This is a genomic window from Hyphomonas oceanitis SCH89, assembly GCF_000685295.1.
Taxonomy (GTDB): Bacteria; Pseudomonadota; Alphaproteobacteria; order Caulobacterales; family Hyphomonadaceae; genus Hyphomonas; species Hyphomonas oceanitis.
The window spans coordinates 213,953-234,344 of record NZ_ARYL01000001.1 but is presented as its reverse complement, the minus strand read 5'-3'; the positions used below and the strand labels follow the sequence as shown (position 1 = coordinate 234,344).

Sequence of the window (20,392 nt, the reverse complement as noted above, 5' to 3'; positions counted from 1 at the left end):
GATGCCGTATACCAATCTCGATGATTTCCTGACGCGCGCCGCTGCCCGGTTGACGCCGCCCATGGACGAAATGACGCTGCAGGACACCGGCGACCTGGATTTCCTGACGCCGGAAGAAGTGGCCATCATCCGCCCTGCGGCCGTATTGATCGGCATCATCCCGCGAAAGAGTGGCGCCACGGCCCTGCTCACTGTGCGCCCGACAACGATGGCCTCCCATCCGGGGCAGGTCGCCTTTCCGGGGGGCAAGGTCGACCCGATTGACGTGGACGAGGTCGCCGCCGCCCTGCGTGAAGCAGAAGAAGAGGTCGGTGTCGTACCCGAGGACGTGGAAGTGATCGGCAAGGCGGCGCCCTATGTGACCGGCACGCGCTTTCGCATCACGCCTGTGCTGGGCGTGCTTCCGGCCGATTTTGTTCCCGTGCCAGACCCGACGGAAGTGGCCGATGTGTTCGAAACCCCGCTCGAATTCCTGATGAACACGGCGAACCACACGATGGGCCACGCCACGTACAAGGGAAAGAAGCGTGAGTATTACGAGATGCCCCATAACGGCTATCGTATCTGGGGTGTCACGGCCGGGATTATCCGCCGTCTCTACCAGACGCTATATGAAGGGGGCGATTAGGGGTTTGGAATGAGCGTTTAGGGGCTTATCTAGACAGAGACCTGAATTGGAGGGGACTTTTGGCTGGCAGACTCGTTTTTGAGCTCTTTATCTTTTCGATCCCGTTCCTCGTGTTCGGGCTCTACGTGCTGGTCACGACCAATGCGGAAGTCGAGGGGCGCCGCAAATGGCCGATCCAGATCCTGTTCCTGATCGGTTTGGTTCTGGCGACGGCGGTCTGGTTCCTGTTGATCCTGCTGGAAAAGAAAGAGCGCGATGTTTGCCACGAGCCCGCCCGGTTCGAGAATGGTGAGATCATTCCTGCGCGCGATTATCCGTGCGAACAGAATGTACGCGATGTGGGTGTCCCGCTGAAGCGTGATCCGGGCATCGTGCCTCAGGGCGCTGATGGCCCGTCCGATTCGCATGATCCTTCGGAAATCCAGGCGCGCTATCCGGAAACCGTTGAATCCGACAGCCCAGATGACCCCGATTGACCCGATTTCGCCCTCCTGGCTGAGCGGGGAGGGGACGCAGGCCGTCATGGCGGCGCTCGAAGCCGCGCGTCCCGGCGGCTCGCGCTTTGTTGGCGGCTGCGTGCGTAATGTGTTTCGTGGCACCACGCAGGATGACGACGATATTGATATCGCCACGCAGCTGGAGCCGCCCGCAACCATGGCGGCGCTTCAGGCCGCGGGCATCCGCGCCCTCCCAACCGGCATCGAGCACGGCACGATCACGGCCATTTACAAGTCCCGCCCATTCGAGATCACCACGCTGCGCCGTGACGTCGAGACGGACGGGCGCCGCGCGGTCGTCGCCTTCACTGAGGACTGGGCGGAAGACGCCGCGCGCCGCGATTTCCGGCTGAATGCCCTTTATGCCGACCTCAATGGTCAGGTATTCGAGCCGATTGCCCAGGGCGTTTCTGATGCGCTGTCAGGCCGCGTCATCTTCATAGGGGATGCGGATGAACGCCTGCGCGAGGACTATCTTCGGATCCTTCGCTTCTTCCGCTTCAACGCCTGGTATGGCGAGACGATTGACCCGGACGGTCTCGCCGCCTGTGCGCGCCAGATGCAGGGTCTCGACAAGATTGCGGCTGAGCGCATCTGGAAAGAGCTGAAAAAGCTCCTCACGGCGCCTGACCCCTCTGCGGCTGTGCTGGCCATGGAAGAATCGGGCGTGTTGGAACAGGTGCTGCCGGGCACCGAGGCGGGCGGTCTTGTCGCGCTGTGCGAGGCAGAAAAGCGGGCCGACCTCAGCGCAGACCCGATGCGCCGCGTCATGGCCCTATTGCCACGGCGCGGGCGGGAAGTGGATGCGATGGCCGCGCGCCTGAAGCTCTCGAATGAGGAACACCGGCGTCTGTCAGCCTGGGCCAGCGCAGGCATGGATCATGTCGAAGGCCTCGCCCCGCAGGACCTGCATGCGGCGATCTATGCCTATGGACCTGAAGCTGTGGCGGATAGGGCTGTGCTGGAGGCGGCGCAGACAGAGCGGACTGGTTATCTGGCCGCGCACCTTGAAATTATTGACGACTGGAGGCGTCCTGTCTTTCCGGTTGGCGGGGATGACGCCTTGGCCGCCGGACTGATTGGCCCAGAAATCGGTGAGGCCCTGCGTGCGGCAGAAGCGGCCTGGATCGATAGTGATTTCACGATGGGGCGCACAGAATTGCTCGCCCTGATCAAGCGCCCGGATTAGCGCCCCAGAGCGACGCAGTCATGTACGACGCGAACAGCAGCCAACCCAGATAGGGCAGCTGGATCAGGGCTGCCGTGCGTGAATGCCGATCAAACTCGCGCACCATCGCAAAGGCCAGCAGCAACAAGCCGGCCATGATGCAGAAGGCGAGCCCTGTATCCTCAAGCCCGAAAAAGGCGAGATTCCAGATCATTCCCACGCCGAGAAGCATGAAATAGAGGCCAAGCGCGCTGCTCGCGGCCCGGAAGCTTCCGGCCGATTTCGAAACCATGAGCGCGCCAGCTACGACTGTAATCAGTGCCACAGGCCAGGCGGCCATCACGGCTGTTCCGGTCGGCACGAGCGGCGGCTTTGCGAGGCCCGCATACCATTCCAGGGATGCACCGCTGACCACCATCAGGCCAAGGCCGCACGCCACCACAGCGCTGGCCACGACCAGAACCCCGCTTGCCCACGGAAAGGGATATTCGCGTACCACCACCATAGGGTGATTGTACGCGCCTAATGGCCATCCGTCATGACAGATCGTTGAAAACAGGGATTATTTCGCGATGCTGCATTGCGCAGGGCAGGATTGCCTCAGGGCCACTTCACCACGGGCGGCATGCTTGAGAGAATGCTGGTGACATTGCCGCCGGTTTTCAGCCCGAATGTGGTGCCCCGGTCATAGAGCAGGTTGAACTCGACATAGCGCCCGCGCTGGATCAGCTGCTCCTCCCGCTCGGCTTCGCTCCACGGACGGTTCATGCGACGGGCAACCAGTTTCGGGTAGATATCGGCGAACTGGCGACCAACCTCCTGCGTGAACGCGAAATCGCCATCCCAGTCGCCCGAATTGAACCGGTCGTAAAATATGCCGCCGGTGCCGCGCGGCTCGTTGCGGTGGGCGAGGTGGAAGTAGGAATCACAATGATCCCGCATGGCGGTAAAATCTGCGCCGTCATAAGAATCGCACGCCGCCTTCATCGCGGCATGGAAATCCACAGAATCTTCAAACGCCTGATCGCGCTGGTAATCGAGCAGGGGATTGAGGTCGCCGCCGCCGCCAAACCAGCTGTCGCTGGTGACCAGCATGCGCGTGTTCATGTGCGCAGCAGGCACATGCGGATTTCGCGGGTGGGCGATCAGGCTGACGCCGCTGGCCCAGAATCGTCCGTCGGATTGGTCCGCGCCGGGTATCTGGGCGGCGAAAGCTTCCGAAAATGTCCCGTGCACAAGGGAAAAATGGACACCGACCTTCTCGAACACCCGGCCCCGCATAAGGCCCATACGGCCCCCGCCCAAGTCTTCCGTGCCATCTCCGCGGGCCCAGTCGGTAAGTTCGAACCGCCCTGCGGAGCCCTTATAAAGGGGTGGGCCGGCCGCATCTTCGAGTGCTTCAAAGCGGGCGCAGATCTGCTCCTGAAGGGATTTGAACCATGCGCTGGCAAGGGTCTGGCGGGTATTGAGATCGCTATCGGTCATGCTGCTTTTGATGCGCTGTTGGCGCGCCTGCGACAAGCGCACTGTTGTCACAGGCCACAAGTCAGGATAACGCGCGTCGGATAAGTGTTTTACCGGGCTTCCCGTGTCGCCTTGCCGCAATGGGCAGGGGAGGGCGGCTTGTGTAATACGGGGCCAAGATTCTGCCTTGAAGGACGGGTACAGCGTGACTGATCAAACTGCACATTCCCATGACGATGCCGTCGACGAAGATCGCCGCAATTTTATCCACATCGCTACGGGCGCTGTGGCTTTTGGCGGTGTCGCCTGCTTCGCGATCGCAGCTGTCGACCAGTGGAACCCCGCTGCCGATACGCGCGCCGCGTCGGCGCTGGATGTCGATATCTCCAAAGTGCCACTCGGCAGCGAAATTCGCGTTCTGATCGGCGGGAAGCCTTTCTTCATCCGTCACCGTACGCCGGCAGAGATTACCGCCGCCGAGAACGTCAACGTTGCCACGCTGCGCGATCCTGAAACCGATGACGAGCGCCTCCGCCCGATGCAGGACGGCAAGCTGAACCGCGCCATCCTGATCACGTCAGGCGCCTGTACCCACCTCGGCTGCGTGCCGGTCGGTCCTGCGCAAGGCAATGTGGGTGAGTATGGCGGCTGGTACTGCCCGTGCCACGGCTCGCAATACGATACATCCGGCCGCATCCGCAAAGGCCCGGCCCCAACGAATCTCCCGGTTCCGAACTACACGTATGTGTCGGCAACCGTAGTCAACATTTCCCTCTAAGGAAGGATACCTCTGATGAGCGGACATGAATCATCCTACACGCCCAATACCGGCTTCGAAAAATGGCTCGACAAGCGCCTGCCCATCATCCGCTTTGCGAATGACACGGCAATCACGTTCCCGACGCCGAAAAACCTGAACTACTGGTACACATTCGGTGGGATCCTCGCGATCTGCCTCGTGGTCCAGATCCTGACAGGTGTCATCCTGGCGATGCACTACGAGCCGAACGTCAACGGCGCCTTCGCCTCGGTCGAGCGCATCATGCGCGACGTGCCATTTGGCTGGCTGCTGCGCTATATCCACTCCAACGGCGCCTCGATGTTCTTCTTCGCCGTCTATATCCACATGTTCCGCGGTCTCTATTACGGGTCGTACAAGGCCCCGCGCGAAGTCCTCTGGATCCTCGGCTGCGTCATCTTCCTGCTCATGATTGCAACGGCCTTCCTCGGCTACATGCTGCCATGGGGCCAGATGTCCTATCACGGCGCCAACGTCATCACGTCGCTGTTCGGCGCCATCCCGCTGATCGGTGAAAGCCTTCAGACATGGATCCTCGGCGGACCATCCATCGGCAACCAGACGCTCCAGCGCTTCTTCTCGCTGCACTACCTGCTGCCATTCATGATCGCCGCTGTCGTGATCCTGCACATCTGGGCGCTTCACGTGCCGGGCAACAACAACCCGACCGGCGTTGAAGTCCAGGACGTGGAAAAGGACACCGTGCCGTTCCACCCGTATTACACGATCAAGGACGGCTTCGCGATTGCGCTCTACCTGATGCTGTTTGCTGCCTTCGTGTTCTATGCTCCGAATGCCCTCGGCCACGCCGACCAGGCCATCGAAGCGAACCCGCTGGTTACCCCGGCGCACATCGTGCCCGAATGGTACATGCTGCCATTCTACGCCATTCTTCGCGCCATTACGTTCGATCTCGGCCCGATCCCGGCCAAGCTGCTCGGCGTGATCTTCATGTTCGCGGCCATCGCCATCCTCTTCGTGCTGCCATGGCTCGACACGTCGAAAGTGAAGTCGATGCGCTACCGTCCGGTTGCCCGTCAGTTCTTCTTCGGCTTTGTCGTGGTCTGCCTGCTGCTCGGCTGGTGCGGTGCCAAGGCGCCTGACGCGGCTGTGATCCCGGCGCTCCAGGGCGATAAGGTCCTCGTCGTCAGCTATACGGAGAACGGTCAGGAAGCGACCAGCGAATACAAGGGCGGCGGCGAAGCCTATCTTGACGCGAAGCGCTTCATGGCCAGCCTGCCGGAAGATGCCAATCCGTCGCTGGCTGCTGTTGCAGCGCCGACCTTCCAGTTCGCTCAGCTCTCATTGATCCTGACGATCTGCTACTTCGGCTATTTCTTCATGCTCTTCTTCATCGGTCTGACCGAGAAGCCGAAGGAACTGCCGGAATCCATCCACAAATCCGTGCTCAAGCGCCACAAGGCGTCGACAGCAACCGCCGTTCCGGCCGAATAGGGAGCCTCGAGGGAATTCCATGAAAGCGTTCCGCATCCTCGCTGCCGGTCTTGCCGGTCTTAGCCTCGCCGCCATGGCGCACGCCGAAGGTGGCGCCGCAGCGCACCCGCATGAGCCTGAAGGTGGCTGGCCATTCGACGGCATCACCGGCCAGTTCGATATGCCATCCCTTCAGCGCGGCTATCAGGTGTACCGGGAAGTCTGCTCGTCCTGCCACTCGATGAAGCTGTTGAGCTATCGTAACCTGGGTGAGGCCGGCGGTCCGTTCTACGATTCGGACTATCCGAACCCGAACGACAATCCGTTCGTCAAGGCGCTCGCCGCTGATGTCGAAATCCAGAGTCCGACACCGAATGAGGTTGGCGACTATGATTTCCGTCCTGCAATGCCTGCTGACACATTCCGTGACCCTTATGCGAACGTGAATGCTGCCCGCGCCGCGAATAATGGTGCGGCCCCACCGGATCTCTCGGTTATCGTCAAGGCCCGTCATGGCGGCGCCAGCTATGTTTACAGCCTGCTCTCCGGCTATCCGCACGAAGATGCGATCAGCACGCGTGAAGTTACCCCGGCAGCCGTGACGACACCTGCGTCGGACAATGGCACGCCGGATGACCCAAGCGACGACGTCGCTGAAGTGTCGACGCCTGCCGAAATGCAGACGATCATCGACATGTCGAAGGTCCATGTTGCAGGTCACGAAGCGGCTGAAGGCGAGCACGGCGATGCCGGCCTGCTGATCCAGCCTGCTGGCCAGTACTACAATCCCTACATGGCAGGCGACACGACCCCGCAATATATCGGCGATCCGCGCCAGTCACCTCCCGGCGGTTTCCTCGCCATGGGTCCGCAACTGACCCCGGGACGCGTCACCTACGCTGATGGCACCGAGGCGACAACGGAACAGATGGCCCATGACGTGGCCCAGTTCCTGGCATGGGCCAGCGAGCCGAAGCAGATCACCCGCAAGTCGCTTGGCCTGCCGGTCATGATCTATCTGGGCATTCTGTCGGTCCTGCTCTGGTTCTCCTACAAGCGCATCTGGCGCAAGGTCGAGCACTAGGCACCTTGCCGGCAAAGGCACACAATTCAGCCGTCCGCCACGCGACCGTGGCGGACGGCTTTTTGATTGAAGCCCTGACGCGCCGCATCTGGACCGGCCGTGTCAGCGCCGAATCCACCGTCTTTCGCGAAACGCCTGAGAGCGTTGCTGCCCAGCTTGCCAAGGGCGGCGGGGTTATTCTTGAAGTCGACGGTGAACCGATCGGCTCGGGCCGGTTCGTGCCCGTTCCGGGCCCCGGCGGGCAGGGCAGCTGGATCGAGATCAAGCGGATCGGTGTCCTACCGGGCTTTCAGAAGCAAGGATTTGGCGCCGTCATTCTTGATGAACTGGAACGCATGGGCCGTGCGCGAAAGGCTGAAGGTGCGCAGCTCGCCATCAGGGCGGATCAGCCTCGCCTGATCGTGTTCTATCAGGCGCTTGATTACAGGCCCGCAGATGATGTTGTGCTGACGACACCGAACCCGCTTTCCCCGCCGCCTTTCGGCATGCGCAAGATTTTCAGGACTGATAAATGACCCAATGGACACTCGGCATAATCGGCGGCTCCGGACTCTACGAGATCGAAGGCCTTGAGAACCGCCGCGAAGAGACGGTTGAGACGCCCTGGGGCGCGCCGTCTGATACGCTGGTGCGTGGTCGCATAGGCGATGTCGAGCTGGTTTTCCTGCCGCGTCACGGCAAGGGCCACCGCCTCACGCCGACAAGCGTTCCTTACCGCGCCAATATCGCAGCCCTGAAGGGGGCCGGTGTGACGGACGTCCTGTCCATTTCGGCCTGCGGCAGCCTGAAGGAACAGTATGTTCCGGGCCATTTCGTCGCCGTCGACCAGTTCATTGACCGCACAGTGGCCCGGGAATCCACCTTCTTTGGTCCGGGAATGGTCGCGCATGTCTCCATGGCGCGCCCGGTATGCTCCCGTCTGTCGACGCTTGCGGCCGATGCTGCCGCGTCTGTTGGCGCCGAAATGCACCGCGGCGGCACCTATCTCGCCATGGAAGGCCCGCAATTCTCGTCGCTGGCGGAATCGAAGCTCTATCGCCAATGGGGCTGCGACGTTATCGGCATGACGGCCATGCCCGAAGCCAGGCTCGCCCGTGAGGCAGAGCTGCCCTATGCCACGCTCGCCATGGTCACGGACTATGATTGCTGGCGCGAGGAAGAAGAGGCGGTCAGCGTGACCAATGTGCTGGAAATCATGGGAAAGAACAGCGCGATTGCCCGTCAGGCCGTGGTGAAACTGGCCCAAAGCCTGAGCGGAACGGAGCGTACCCCGTCGCCCGACGGCATCGATACATGCCTCGACTATGCCTTGATCACGGCGCCTTCCGCTCGCGACCCTGAATTGCTCGCAAAACTTCAAGTGATTGCAGGGCGCGCCCTGCAAGGTTAAGGTTTCCTTTCAATTGACCAATGGCTGGCCTTGGGAGGCGGCGGGACGATTGAAGGGGACCTCAGAATGAGCGAGTCGGATTTCTATACCTTCTTCACCGGCGGCCTCGGTCTGCTGATTGCCGCTGCGCTGCTGATCGCCTGGCAGCTCTGGCGTGTCCGGGATGACGAACGCGAGGGCGCCAAGTCTGCGCTCGAGGGTGTCAGCCACGAATTGCGCATCAACCTGCAGCGCATGGTCACGGAAGTTGCCCAGCTCGCCGCCAACCATGAGGCTGGCCCGGACGCACTCTTGCCGATCCGCCATCCCCAGCTCGATGGCGTCAACTCCACCATGATCCGCGCCAATCGCAACGCGATTGCGGTTGTCGGGGCGACCTATCAGGAGCTTGAAGCCCGCAAGATGAGCCTCCGCGCGGTTCTCGCACAAGGGCGCGATCCCGCCGCAGCGCTTGATGATGCCATGGACGCGGTGATCAACGGCATTGCCACGCTCTACATGTGGGAAGTCCATAACGGCGCCCGTCCCTCCGATGCCGGCACTGTGCGCAGCTGGCACGTTCGCGACTGGATGAAGAGCCATGGATTCACGCAGGATGCCCTGCCAGGCATGTATTTGCGCGATGAAGTGGTCGAACGCCTGCGCACCTATGGCCTGCATCTGACGCCTCAACCGCTGACCCACACGGCGCATGAATATTACAATATGCAATATGACAGGCATGCCGATATACGCGGTCCGCTCTGGCGCCGCAAAGTGGACAAGGACGTGGATGAAGTCGTTATCGAGGAAGATGACGATGAAGTTACAGCGACTCCCGACGATGCAGTCGCCAAAGAGGCTGAATTGCACTGATCGCCTGAAGGGCGAAACGGGGCGGTTTCGGGGCATTTTACAGGCAGCAGGAACCGTAGCGGTCACTTGGGCGTCAGTTGCTCAGGACCAGCAAACGGAGCCTCGTCATGAAACGCACACTCACCGCAACTGCCGCCATCATGGCCCTTCTTGCCATGCCTGCCTATGCGCAGGTTTCCGGCATCGACACGACCACCACACCGTCAACAGACGCCTCGATTGATATAGACCCGCCGGCCATGGAAACCGGTGCTGACATCATGGCTGACGGCGAGCCCTACCCTGATGATGTGATGGATATTGAGACGCGCGAAGAGGCCGGAATGGCCATTTCTGGACCCGAGGCCAATGCGGAAGCCGAAGCGGCTGCAGACGCTGAAGCCCATGGCGATGCTGATGCCGAGATCGACACTCAGATCGACAATGAATTCGAGCCGGAACCCGATCTGGACATTAGTTCCCACCTCGATCTGAAAGTTGACAAGCAATAGCTCGACCCTCCCGACCTCAGGCGAGCTGCGTCCACCCCTGCAGGCTCGTCATGAGCGGCCCGGCACGCGTTTTTCAACGTGGGCCGGGCCTTTTACGTTTGCGGAATAGGAATAAGGTGCTTCAAGCGAATGCCGCTGCGCTGAGGAGAGATCACATGAAATACCTGATGGCCGCATTGGCCCTTTCATTGCCCCTCGCGGCCTGCGCAACGCCGACTGCGCCAATTGCGTCGGCTCCTGTGGTCGAGGCTGTTGATGCAGCGGCGGAGACGGCCGCAATTGTTGCCGTTCTCAACGCACAGGACACGGCCTGGAACCGGGGCGATATCGACGCCTTCATGGATGGTTATTGGCGCTCGCCCGAGCTGCGCTTTGCCTCTGGCGGCAATATCACGCGTGGCTGGGACGAAACGAACGCCCGTTATCACCGTGTCTATGGCACGCCGGAACTGATGGGCATGCTGACCACGACGGATTATGAGATCGTTATCCTGTCCCCAGACGCCGCGATTGCCCATGGCGCCTGGATGCTGGAGCGCGATGGCGACCGGCCGTCCGGCCTCTATACATTGGTCATGCGCAAGATAGATGGCGAGTGGCTCATCGTGTCCGATACGACCACTTCCGCCGACTGAATCAGATTCCGCATTTGCATGACGCGTCAATGCAGGCAAAAACGCCTGTGGGGACGGAGAGTCACGCATGAAGCGCGCAACACTTGATAACGAGACCAGCAACTTCCAGCTCGAACGCGAGATCGAGCGGCCGTGGTTTCGCCATCTGATCACTGTGCTCATCGTTATCAACGCGGTCGTTCTCGGCGTGCTGACCTACCATTCCCAGCTGCCGCGCGGCGCCGTGATGGCCATGGAAATCTTCGACCATGCGGTCACTTGGGTCTTTGTCGTGGAGATTGGCCTGAAGCTCGTCGTCTATCGGATGCAATTCTTCAAGTCGGGCTGGAATTGGTTCGATTTCGTTGTCGTTGGCGTATCGATGGCCCCCGGTGGCGCTACGTTCAGCGTTCTGCGGGCCATGCGGGTGCTGCGTATCCTGCGCCTCTTGCACATCGTGCCGGTGATGAAGCGCATAACCGAGGCGTTGATGAAAGCGTTGCCCGGTATGGGTGCCATTTTCGCTGTTCTGGCGCTCGTCACATATGTTGGCGCGGTCATGGCCACCAATATGTTTGGCGAGACCGATGATCCAGACGTTGCGCTCCTCTTCGGCGACCTGCCGAAATCGGCCTATTCCCTGTTTCAGGTCATGACGATGGATGGCTGGCGGTTTGAAGTGGTCCAGAAGGTGATCGACGACGGCAATCCCTATGCGTGGATTTTCTTCATTATCTTCATTTTCATCGCCAGTTTTGCCATTCTCAATCTGTTCATCGCCCTGGTCGTTGACGCTCTTGCCTCGGAGCAAAAAGCGCTTCTGGAAGAGGGTATTCACGATATCGAGGAAGAAATCGAAGAGGAGTTCGACGAAGCGGAAGGCCAGCGCGGTGATATCATTAAGCTTCTGACCGCCCTGCGTGCCGAGATTGCAGAACTGAAACAGGCTGTTGAGACGCGCGAGCATTAACCCTGCGTCAAGCTGCGCGCTTTTGCTTCACGCATATGTCAGCCCTGCTCACTCACATTCTGCGCAATTCCTGCTATAAGAGGGCAGGATGAATCTATGGTCTCGACTGCTGGAGGGCGGACACCGCCCGTTTGAACCGGATTCGTCCGATCCCGAACCCGAAGGCAATGATTGCGCGCCCGATCCCAATGATGTCGGCTTCACCGCCGCTGTCGTCGGCCTGGGGGCCAAGCTGGCCATGGCGGATGGTGCGGTGACGGACCGGGAAATCATGGTCTTCTCGCGCGTCTTCCGCGCCGCGCCGGAAGACGCCGACAATGTCAGGCGCGTCTTCAATATCGCCCGCCAGACGGTTCGCGGCTATGAAAGCTATGCGCGCCGCATTGGTCGGAAATACAAGAATCGTCCCTGCCTCTTGGAAGGCGTGCTGGATGGCCTGTTCCAGATCGCTGGCGCAGACGGGGTTATCACCGATCCTGAAATGCAGTTTCTCGCCACGGTGGCTGAGGCTTTCGGTTTCAGCGATGCCACGTTCCGCCGCATCCGGGCGAGCCATCTCGGGCCTGATCGCGACGATCCCTACCATATCCTCGGCGTGCCCCATGATGCGGAGTTCAAGTTTATCCGCGCGGCCTATCGCCAGTTAATGGCCGATAACCATCCTGACCGTGTGGTCCATATCGGTGCCCCGCGTGAGTTCGAAGATGCGGCCCATGCAAAGGCCGCCTCGATCACGGCGGCCTATGCTCAGATCCGTACGGAACGGGGCCTCCTGGTGCGGCCCGACTAGGCAGTTCACGAAATTGGCATCATGGTCGCAGTAAGCGCGATTGACGTGCCGCCATGATGACGCCATCTTGGTAAGCGATAAAAGGATCTGTCATGACACAAAATGCATCAGGCCTGTTTCCCTTCACGCTCGCCAGCGCTGCGCGCGGCGGGATGGCGCTATTCATCCAGGTGATGATCGGCATGGTCCTTCTGGCCGCTGCCGGCATGTTCGCCGTAATGACGGCCTTTGCGGGCCTCATCCTCGCGGGCGCGGCTCTGGTCATGCGTTTTGCCGGTGCCCGCAGCACGCCAACGATGCGCCCTCGCACCGAGGGTGAACCCCTGACGCTCGAAGCGCGCCGCACGCCACGCGGCTGGACCGTTGAATAGACGTACCCACGCAAATGATAAATTGAACAAACGGCCTGCTTCCAACGCAGGCCGTTTTGTTTTTCGCTACTCTTGACACGCATGCGCTACATATGTAGCGTAGAGTGTGACAAGCGCAGTGAGGCACTTATGTCCCAACCCAACTCTTCCGAACTTGCGGTTCTGAAACACCTCTGGAGAGGTGGCCCGCAAAGCGCCCGCCAGGTGCACGACGCTGTTGGACCGGGGCAGGGATGGAAGCCCTCCACCACGCGCACCGTGATTGCCCGCATGGAAGAGAAAGGCTGGGTTGCCCGTGCCGACGTTCACGGCATGGCGGTGTACACTGCCACCCTTGACCGCACCGCGACGCTGGGCGGCCTGGTCCGCCATTTCGCCCGACAGGTGCTGGACATGGACGGGCCGATCCCGGCCGCGCTTTTTGCCGAAAGCCCCCATCTCTCAGATGCCGAGCTAGACGAGCTGGATGCCATAATCAATGCCGCAGAGGACAAGAAAGGCGACAAGGCATGAGCCCGTTGGGTCTGGTCTTGCTCGCCCTTGGCTGGAGCGCCGTTGTCTGGGCGGGTGCCAGCCTGATCTGCCGGATGAAGCCCACGCCGAAGCTGGCGCAGGCAATCTGGCGTGGCGCGGCGCTCATGCTGGTTGCGCCGTTTGCTGCCTCACTGTTTGTGCCGGGCCTGTCCATGATGGGTGTCGCCCCGCTGACGGATGTACCGATGCTGGAGCCGTTGATGGTTGGGCCGGAAGGGGGCGTGGCCGTCTCCGCCCCGGTGTCGGCTTATAATTTGCCGGAGATTGGCACGCTGGTGCTCGGCGTGCTGGCCGCGGGCTGGCTGGTGCGCTTCGTTCTGTGGCTGGTCAGTCAGGTGCGGCTGCAGCGCATCAAGGTGCGCGCATTGAGAACGAACCGGCCGGTCGGTCACTGGGCCGAAGCGCTCGGCCTCTCCCGCGTGCCGGAAATCCGTGTCATACCGCGCGGGTCGCCTTTTCTGGCGGGCGTGTTCAGGCGATCCGTCTACGTGCCATCGGCTCTGATCCGGGGGGAGGGCGCCCAGCAAGTGATCGTGCACGAACTGGTGCACCTGAAACGCGGCGACCTGATCGCCAGGCCCTTGGAGCGGATCGTGGCAGACCTGCTCTGGTTCTCACCCTTTGCCTGGGTAATACGCGACCAGCTCGACTTCTGGCGAGAGGCCGTGGTGGACGATGACACAGTCGAATTAACGGGCGACCGGATCGCCTATGCCCGAACCCTGACGTCTGCGGCGCGCATCTCGCGCGATGCGGCAGTGCTGCCTGTGGCGGCATTCATACTCAGGAAGAAAGGAAACCTGAAAATGCGACTCAACCAATTGTTGACCGAAAAAACCCGGCCCCGCCGTCTCGGCCTCGTCATGGCCGCCGCGCTGGCCTGCGCTGCGCCGCTCGCCCTTGCGCAGGGCATGCTGATCAAGGGCGCCGCCGCCGCGCCGGGCGCGCCGACGCCAGCGCCAGAAGATATGCCGGTAACGCCTGCGCCAGACCTTGTCGTGGCGCCGCAAACCGTACAGGAGGCCTGCAGCCCCTACAATACCTGGTGGGCGGATCGCCAGCCATCTGCTTTCTGGATGGCGCGTCTTGAGGCCTCGCAACAGGACAACCAGAAAGCTGGCCTGAACCTCGGTCAGAACTGGGTTCCCGAAGAAGTGACCAACCCGCAGCCAGGCTATCCCGTCGCTGCGGCGAAAGACAAGATCAGCGGTGCCTGTGAGGTCATGTTCGATCTGGGCACCGACGGACTGCCAAGGGACATGATGGCAGAGTGCTCCGATCCGGTCTTTGTGGAGGAAGCGGCTAGAATGTCGGGTGCGCGCTTCAAGCCCCATATCGGTCCGAATGGCCGTTCGATGGTGGTCAAGGGCCAGCGCTATCCGCTGCAATTCTGCATCGAGTGATGAAGCGGGGATGGTTGGTGATCGGCGGGCTGATGGCGGGCTGCGCCGCCATGCCCAACAGAGCGCAGGAAGTCGTTCGTCACCAGACCATGCGCCTCGAAGGGGGCGCGGAGGCGACCCTTAGGGTGGATTGCCCGCCCGGCGAACTGGGCGTTTCTGCCCGCCACAAAACGAATGGATTATTCGTGGTCACGGAAAGCCGCTCTGCAGAGCCGGGCGTCTGGTGGGTGAGTTTTGCCAACCCGGCACACGTGCCCCTTATCGAGGAAGTGTCGATACGACTCACCTGCAAATGAGGATGTGTCCCTAGCGGTCGAAGAGTTTCGAGACGCTTTCCTCATTGGCGATGCGGCGGATGGCTTCGCCGAGGAGGGGGGCGATCGGGAGAACGCGGATCGACTTGGATTTCAGGGCGAGTGCCGAAGGCTGGATCGTGTCGGTCATGACCAGTTCGTCGAGCACTGAGCCTTCGATCCGCTTGACCGCTTCACCCGACAGCACGCCGTGCGTGACATAGGCGGAAACGGAAACGGCGCCGTGGTCCTTCAGCGCCGCTGCCGCATTTGCGAGGGTTCCGCCCGAGTCGCACATGTCATCGAGCATGATGCAACGGGCGCCTTTGACTTCGCCGATAATGTTCATCACTTCCGACTTGCCGGCTTCAGGGCGGCGCTTGTCGACGATGGCAAGGTCAGCGTCGATCCGCTTGGCGAGCGAGCGTGCGCGCACCACACCGCCGACATCGGGCGACACGACAATGATCTTGTCCTTGTGGAACCGTTCCTTGATGTCATCGACCATGACCGGTCCGCCGAACAGGTTGTCGGTCGGGATATCGAAGAAGCCTTGAATCTGGCCTGCGTGCAGGTCCACGGTCAGCACCCGGTCAGCGCCCGCCGAACAGATGAGGTTGGCGACAAGCTTCGCCGAGATGGGCGTGCGGCCGTCGGTTTTGCGGTCCTGGCGGGCATAGCCGAAATAGGGGATGACAGCCGTGATGCGGCGGGCCGAGGCACGTTTCAGGGCATCCATGCAGATCAGGAGCTGCATCAAATTGTCATTGGCGGGATAAGAGGTCGACTGGATCACGAAAACATCTTCGCCGCGGACATTCTCGTCGATACGGACGAAGATCTCCTGGTCAGCGAAGGATTTCACCTCGGACCGCGTCAGGCGCATGTCCAGATAGTCGGCGATGGCCTCAGCCAAAGGGCGGTTTGCATTGCACGACAGTAGTTTCATGAATCTATCAGCCTTGATTACCCGCCACCCGTGTCGCTTTTGTAACAAAGCCCCGCGAGTCGCAACCGGCAAACGCGGTTGATTTTGCATTGAGTCGCCAGAAAGACTTCGCAGGGTGAATGCGACACCCCTACAGGTTGCGCGTCAGCCCGCGAGCATAATGACCGAGCCGTTGCGGCCATAGTCTGCCTCGCCGCGATTATTCCGGCGCCGGTTGGAAAAATACATGTCTTCCAGCGCACACGTATCGTGGCCGATATCGGTAACCCCGCCAATGCCCACGGCGTCGAGCCGCTGACGAACGAAGCCGGGCAAGTCAAACTGGAACCGGTCGCCGATTCCCGGGCGGAACAGAACTTCGCTGCCCGGCGATCCAGCCATGAACGTGTCACGAAATTCCGGGCCGACTTCATAGCTTGCCTGTCCGATGGTCGGGCCGATGGCCGCATGAATGCGTGCGCGTTCAGCGCCCATGCGCGTCATGGCCGAAACAGTTGCTTCGAGTACGCCGCCCAAAGCGCCTTTCCAGCCGGCATGCGCCGCGCCGATAATGCCGGCTTCTGCATCAGCAAAAAGCACAGGCGTGCAATCTGCCGTCAGGATGCAGAGCCCAATCCCGGGTCTGTCGGTCACCATGGCATCCGCCTGCGGGCGCTCTGTCCAGGGTGTTTCGACCGGAACGACGCTGGCCGAATGCACCTGGTAGCAGGAAAGCAGCTGCCGCGCGCCAAGCGTTGCGGCCACCAAGGTGCGATTGCGGGCCACATTGTCCGGCTTGTCGCCAGAGCCTTCGCCGACATTGAGGCTGTCATAGAGCCCGCTTGAGACGCCGCCCTGGCGGCCGAAGAATCCATGCGTGACACGGGGCAGGCCCGACAGCGCCTCGCTTGTCGTGAACGGGATGCCGGCGCTCATCGGGCTGGCTCGGCTTCAACGCGGCGGGCAGGGACGGGCAGGCTGCACACATCAAGCACCATAGGGGGCACATGCACGACGGCCGGGATGCCGGAATAGTCCCGCTTGGATAGCTTGAGCGCCTCCCATTCAGGGCTCGGCGTTGCCATCACCTCATAAACCGGACGGGACGCTTCGGGCAGATCCGCCGCCAGCGAGGCCTTCAGGATTTCATTCCCTGCGAGACGGTCAGCGCGTGCTGCAAAGGCGTCTTTTGCCGCGTCTTCGCCCTTGTCGAAGAAATCCGGAATGTTCGCCTCGTCTACGGGATCAACCCGCTTCAGGCGGTGTACATTGTCCATGCCGTCAATCACGCGGCCGAAAACGGTATAATTCCGGTCAAGATAGCGGCGCGGCGCCAGCGGAATGAAGAATTCGATGGAGGCCGTGTCAGGGCCTGTATCGCGCGCCATGCCTAGGGCGCCGGGGCAGTTCAGCAGCCATTCCTGCTCGCCCTCGCGCCCGACCGCGAAACCGTCCCGATGGCCAGCTGTTTCAGCAAACAGGTCTGCATTGCCCAGCGTCGTGAAGCCCTCCGCAGGAACGGTGAGCTCTGCCTCCAGCGGCAGGAGCGGCCAGTCGCCCAGCCGTTGTTCGAATTCGAGGCCCGCCTGCGCGACGTGGCCCTCAATGACCCGATAGAAGTATTCGCCGTCATAGGTTCCGGCACGTACCGCCTGCCGGAATTCGGCAACGTGTGCAGGCGCGGCATCGGCGGCCAGTTCAATGGCGACCGGGCCTGTTGTTGTTTCGAGGATAACAAGGTTTTCGGGATCGACGCGGCGCCATTCAGATGCCGGCGCGCCCATATCGCCTGTTTGCGCCATGGCGCACTCCATCAGGGCCCACGCCGCTCCGACTGCACCAATCCACCGCATCCTCTGCATCCCCTTTCAATCAGACCTCTGGCGCAGTTGCCGCTTGGCTGCTAAGCGCCTGCGCCATGTACCAGATAACCGCTAAAGGCGCCCGCGCGCCAATCGAAACTGCATGGGACGCGCTCGCCTGGGCCGATCCGTCGCCTGCAGGTGCCGTGGATGCCAAGGAAGATGGCCGGCTCGCCTGGCGCCTCGATGCCTTTTGCGAGACGCTGGAAGAGGCCGAGGAATGCGTCGAGATCATTACCGAAGCCTCGCCTGAACTGATCGCGCGCATTGAAGAGCTGCAGGACCGCGACTGGGTCACGCTGTCACTCGAAGGCCTGCCGCCGGTTGAAGCGGGCCCGTTCATTGTTGCGGGAAGCCATGCCCTGGCGCGCACATCGCCCGGCAAGATCGCTGTCCTGATCGAAGCCGGCCCCGCCTTCGGCACCGGACACCACGGCACAACGCTAGGCTGCCTTCTGGCGCTGGACGAAGTGCGCCGTAACCGCGCCATCGGCAAGGTGCTGGATCTCGGCACGGGCTCGGGCGTACTCGCCATCGCAGCCATGAAGGGCGGTGCCCATTCTGCCATCGGCACTGATATCGATTTTGACAGCGTGCGCGTTGCCAACGAGAACGCCGAGAAGAACCATGTGTCCGGCTTCACGGCCCTGCACATTACCGGCGCCAATACACCGCGTATCCGGCAGGGCGGGCCGTATGACACGGTCTTCGCGAATATCCTGATGAAGCCGCTGATCGGCCTTGCGCCGACCATAGCGCCGCTCACGGCGCCCGGCGGCACGATCATCCTGTCAGGCCTGCTGCACCATCAGGCAGGCCCTGTGCGCAGTGCTTTTGCCGCGCGCGGCCTCAACTTTCAGCACCGCATCAAGCGGGATGGCTGGTCCACGCTGGTCTTCCGCAAGCCGGGCTGACATGGCTCTGTGAGCTGCCAGCGGCTTTCCAAGGGGCCAGCGCGGCGGTAAGACTGCAGCCATGAGACAGACATTTGATATCAAGGGCGGGCCGCAAGACGGTCGCACCCACTTGCCGCTCCTTCGCAAGGCGCTTTCCGCAATGAATCTCGACGGCCTCTATGTGCCGCACGATGATGAATACCAGAACGAATACCTGCCGGACGCGAATGAGCGCCTCGCATGGGTCAGCGGCTTTACCGGCTCGTTCGGCAACGCATTCGTCTTCACCGATCGCGCCATCCTGTTCGCTGATGGCCGCTACACGCTTCAGGCCGCCGACCAGACCGACCCGAACCTGTTCGAGGTCCAGGGCATTCCCGAGCCCGGCGCCTTTGGCTGGCTCGCCCAGCAGGACATGGCAGGCAAGACAATCGGTTATGATCCACGCCTCATCAGCCCGAACGAGGTGGCTCAGCTCAAAGCCGCTGCAACTTCCGCAGGCGCCAATCTTGTCGCGGTCGCCGAAAACCCGATCGACCGCGCCTGGGAAGGCCGCCCGGAGCAGCCAACCGCGCCAGTCGTGCCCCATGATGTCGCTTATGCGGGCGTGGAGCATGCCGAAAAGCGCGTGAGCCTCGGCAAGGCATTGAAGGCCGACAAGGCCGACGCGACGGTGATCACGTCCCCTGCATCAGTGGCTTGGGCGTTCAATATTCGCGGCGGCGATGTCAGCTGCACGCCGCTGCCGCTTGGCCGCGCCATCGTGCGCGCCGACGGATCAGCCGAGCTGTTCCTCGACGAAGTGAAGGTCAGCGACGCCCTGCGCACCCATCTTGGCAATGGCGTCACGCTGCGCCCGCTGTCTGAACTCGAAGCGGGCCTGCAAGACCTGAAGGGCAAGACCGTCAGTGTCGACCCGGACGTTGCCTCGGCCTGGTTCTTCGACACGCTGGAAGCCGCAGGTGCCAAAGTGCTCAAGCAGCGCGATCCGGTCGCCCTGCCAAAGGCCTGCAAGAACGCGGCAGAAATTGCCGGCACGACTGCGGCGCACAATCGCGACGGCGTCGCCCTGACCAAGTTCCTCCACTGGCTCGATACCGAAGCCCAGAGCGGCAAGGTCACCGAGATCGAAGCCGCCATGAAGCTGGAAGCCTTCCGCGAGGAATATTCCGGCCTGAACGACCTCTCCTTTCCGACCATCTCAGGCGCAGGCCCGCACGGCGCGCTCCCGCACTACCGCGTCTCGACCGCGTCGAATCTGGTTCTGGAAAAGAATTCCCTCTTCCTCGTGGATTCCGGCGGCCAGTATCTCGACGGCACGACGGACGTCACGCGCACCGTGGCCATCGGTAAGGCGAGCGATGACATGCGCAAGCACTACACACTCGTGCTCAAAGGCCATATCGCGCTCGCCGCCGTGCGCTTCCCGAAAGGCACCACCGGCACGCACCTTGATGTGCTCGCGCGCCACGCGCTCTGGCAGGCCGGGCTGGATTACCAGCATGGCACCGGCCATGGCGTCGGCGTGTATCTCGGCGTCCACGAAGGGCCGCACCGCATCGCAAAGCCATGGAACGCCGTGCCGCTCGCACCCGGCATGATCGTGTCGAACGAGCCCGGCTATTACCGCGAAGGCCAATACGGCATCCGTATCGAAAACCTGCAATACATCACGCCGCCAGCCCCCATTCCGGGCGGAGAGATCGACATGATGGGCTTCGAATGCCTGACATGGGCGCCGCTGGCGCGAGACCTGATCGTGGTCGATATGCTCTCGGAAGCCGAGCGGGACTGGGTCAACGCCTATCACGCGCGGGTGCAGGAGATCCTGTCGGGCCGGCTTGAGGGCGATGTGAAGGCGTGGCTTGAACAGGCCTGCGCAGTGATCTGATCGCGTTAACGAAAAAGCGTATTGTTCTTG

At 61.7% G+C, this 20,392-nt stretch carries 24 protein-coding genes; 19 read left to right on the top strand and 5 right to left on the bottom strand.

The features are described 5' to 3' along the window. Position 1: 1 nt before the first annotated feature. From HOC_RS01130 to HOC_RS01120, 3 genes are read left to right on the top strand one after another with little or no spacing between them, the layout of a single operon-like run. Positions 2–628, top strand: a complete 627-nt coding sequence (locus tag HOC_RS01130; RefSeq protein ID WP_035534921.1) for a CoA pyrophosphatase — start codon at positions 2–4, stop codon at positions 626–628. A gap of 59 nt (positions 629–687) precedes the next feature. Next, positions 688–1,104, top strand: coding sequence for a DUF6111 family protein (locus HOC_RS01125; RefSeq protein WP_035534919.1), 417 nt, complete (start codon positions 688–690; stop codon positions 1,102–1,104). Continuing rightward, complete coding sequence (locus tag HOC_RS01120) at positions 1,091–2,314, top strand: CCA tRNA nucleotidyltransferase (RefSeq protein WP_035534914.1); 1,224 nt, start codon at positions 1,091–1,093, stop codon at positions 2,312–2,314. Before HOC_RS01125 ends, HOC_RS01120 begins: the two co-directional genes overlap by 14 nt. Here HOC_RS01120 and HOC_RS20905 read toward each other — a convergent pair. Continuing rightward, a complete protein-coding gene (locus HOC_RS20905) occupies positions 2,298–2,747 on the bottom strand; it encodes a TspO/MBR family protein (protein WP_162174794.1) in 450 nt (149 codons plus the stop codon). The two genes, HOC_RS01120 and HOC_RS20905, sit on opposite strands and share 17 nt — an antisense overlap. A 146-nt stretch (positions 2,748–2,893) precedes the next feature. Next, positions 2,894–3,778: an oxygen-dependent coproporphyrinogen oxidase gene (gene hemF / locus HOC_RS01110; protein ID WP_035535190.1), complete on the bottom strand. Its 885-nt coding sequence runs from the start codon at positions 3,776–3,778 to the stop codon at positions 2,894–2,896. Positions 3,779–3,962: 184 nt separating this feature from the next. On the opposite strand from hemF, the gene petA reads away from it, so the two are divergent. The 14 genes from petA to HOC_RS01040 all read left to right on the top strand — a co-directional run bounded on the left by petA (position 3,963) and on the right by HOC_RS01040 (position 14,788). Next, entirely contained in the window at positions 3,963–4,535 is a 573-nt protein-coding gene (petA, locus tag HOC_RS01105; protein ID WP_035535188.1) for a ubiquinol-cytochrome c reductase iron-sulfur subunit, read from the top strand. A 15-nt stretch (positions 4,536–4,550) separates the two neighbouring features. Continuing rightward, entirely contained in the window at positions 4,551–6,011 is a 1,461-nt protein-coding gene (locus HOC_RS01100) for a cytochrome b (RefSeq protein ID WP_035534913.1), read from the top strand. Between the two features lie 19 nt (positions 6,012–6,030). Beyond that, complete coding sequence (locus tag HOC_RS01095; RefSeq protein ID WP_035534911.1) at positions 6,031–7,074, top strand: cytochrome c1; 1,044 nt, start codon at positions 6,031–6,033, stop codon at positions 7,072–7,074. Between the two features lie 62 nt (positions 7,075–7,136). Then, positions 7,137–7,589, top strand: a complete 453-nt coding sequence (locus HOC_RS01090) for a GNAT family N-acetyltransferase (protein WP_162174793.1) — start codon at positions 7,137–7,139, stop codon at positions 7,587–7,589. Continuing rightward, the gene (locus HOC_RS01085; RefSeq protein ID WP_035534905.1) at positions 7,586–8,464 is read left to right on the top strand and encodes an S-methyl-5'-thioadenosine phosphorylase; all 879 of its coding nucleotides are present in this window, start codon (positions 7,586–7,588) and stop codon (positions 8,462–8,464) included. The genes HOC_RS01090 and HOC_RS01085 overlap by 4 nt, the downstream gene beginning before the upstream one ends. 66 nt (positions 8,465–8,530) lie before the next feature. After that, positions 8,531–9,319: a hypothetical protein gene (locus HOC_RS01080; RefSeq protein WP_035534902.1), complete on the top strand. Its 789-nt coding sequence runs from the start codon at positions 8,531–8,533 to the stop codon at positions 9,317–9,319. A gap of 107 nt (positions 9,320–9,426) precedes the next feature. Then, positions 9,427–9,810 (top strand): hypothetical protein, encoded by a 384-nt coding sequence (locus HOC_RS01075; RefSeq protein ID WP_035534899.1) that lies wholly within the window; start codon positions 9,427–9,429, stop codon positions 9,808–9,810. 155 nt (positions 9,811–9,965) lie between these two features. Beyond that, on the top strand, positions 9,966–10,445 hold the full coding sequence (locus HOC_RS01070) for a YybH family protein (RefSeq protein WP_035534895.1): 480 nt from the start codon (positions 9,966–9,968) through the stop codon (positions 10,443–10,445). Positions 10,446–10,512: 67 nt separating this feature from the next. Further along, positions 10,513–11,394, top strand: coding sequence for an ion transporter (locus HOC_RS01065; RefSeq protein WP_035534892.1), 882 nt, complete (start codon positions 10,513–10,515; stop codon positions 11,392–11,394). 88 nt (positions 11,395–11,482) lie between these two features. Beyond that, on the top strand, positions 11,483–12,184 hold the full coding sequence (locus HOC_RS01060; protein WP_035534889.1) for a molecular chaperone DjiA: 702 nt from the start codon (positions 11,483–11,485) through the stop codon (positions 12,182–12,184). A gap of 92 nt (positions 12,185–12,276) precedes the next feature. Continuing rightward, positions 12,277–12,555, top strand: a complete 279-nt coding sequence (locus HOC_RS01055) for a hypothetical protein (RefSeq protein WP_035534886.1) — start codon at positions 12,277–12,279, stop codon at positions 12,553–12,555. 129 nt (positions 12,556–12,684) lie between these two features. Continuing rightward, positions 12,685–13,068, top strand: coding sequence for a BlaI/MecI/CopY family transcriptional regulator (locus HOC_RS01050; RefSeq protein ID WP_035534882.1), 384 nt, complete (start codon positions 12,685–12,687; stop codon positions 13,066–13,068). Next, entirely contained in the window at positions 13,065–14,492 is a 1,428-nt protein-coding gene (locus tag HOC_RS01045) for a M56 family metallopeptidase (RefSeq protein WP_035534880.1), read from the top strand. Before HOC_RS01050 ends, HOC_RS01045 begins: the two co-directional genes overlap by 4 nt. Further along, positions 14,492–14,788: a hypothetical protein gene (locus HOC_RS01040; protein ID WP_035534878.1), complete on the top strand. Its 297-nt coding sequence runs from the start codon at positions 14,492–14,494 to the stop codon at positions 14,786–14,788. The genes HOC_RS01045 and HOC_RS01040 overlap by 1 nt, the downstream gene beginning before the upstream one ends. A gap of 10 nt (positions 14,789–14,798) precedes the next feature. Here HOC_RS01040 and HOC_RS01035 read toward each other — a convergent pair whose 3' ends face one another. The 3 genes from HOC_RS01035 to HOC_RS01025 all read right to left on the bottom strand — a co-directional run bounded on the left by HOC_RS01035 (position 14,799) and on the right by HOC_RS01025 (position 17,566). Beyond that, positions 14,799–15,734 carry a ribose-phosphate pyrophosphokinase gene (locus HOC_RS01035; protein WP_035534876.1) on the bottom strand — a complete coding sequence of 312 codons (936 nt, stop codon included), beginning with the start codon at positions 15,732–15,734 and terminating at the stop codon, positions 14,799–14,801. A 144-nt stretch (positions 15,735–15,878) separates the two neighbouring features. Next, complete coding sequence (gene pgeF / locus HOC_RS01030; protein ID WP_035534874.1) at positions 15,879–16,649, bottom strand: peptidoglycan editing factor PgeF; 771 nt, start codon at positions 16,647–16,649, stop codon at positions 15,879–15,881. Continuing rightward, positions 16,646–17,566 carry a peptidylprolyl isomerase gene (locus HOC_RS01025; protein WP_162174792.1) on the bottom strand — a complete coding sequence of 307 codons (921 nt, stop codon included), beginning with the start codon at positions 17,564–17,566 and terminating at the stop codon, positions 16,646–16,648. Before HOC_RS01025 ends, pgeF begins: the two co-directional genes overlap by 4 nt. A gap of 65 nt (positions 17,567–17,631) precedes the next feature. On the opposite strand from HOC_RS01025, the gene HOC_RS01020 reads away from it, so the two are divergent. Together HOC_RS01020 and HOC_RS01015 are read left to right on the top strand one after the other, a co-directional pair. Beyond that, positions 17,632–18,489, top strand: coding sequence for a 50S ribosomal protein L11 methyltransferase (locus HOC_RS01020; protein WP_035534868.1), 858 nt, complete (start codon positions 17,632–17,634; stop codon positions 18,487–18,489). 61 nt (positions 18,490–18,550) lie between these two features. Then, positions 18,551–20,362, top strand: a complete 1,812-nt coding sequence (locus HOC_RS01015; protein WP_035534864.1) for an aminopeptidase P family protein — start codon at positions 18,551–18,553, stop codon at positions 20,360–20,362. Positions 20,363–20,392 lie beyond the last annotated feature (30 nt).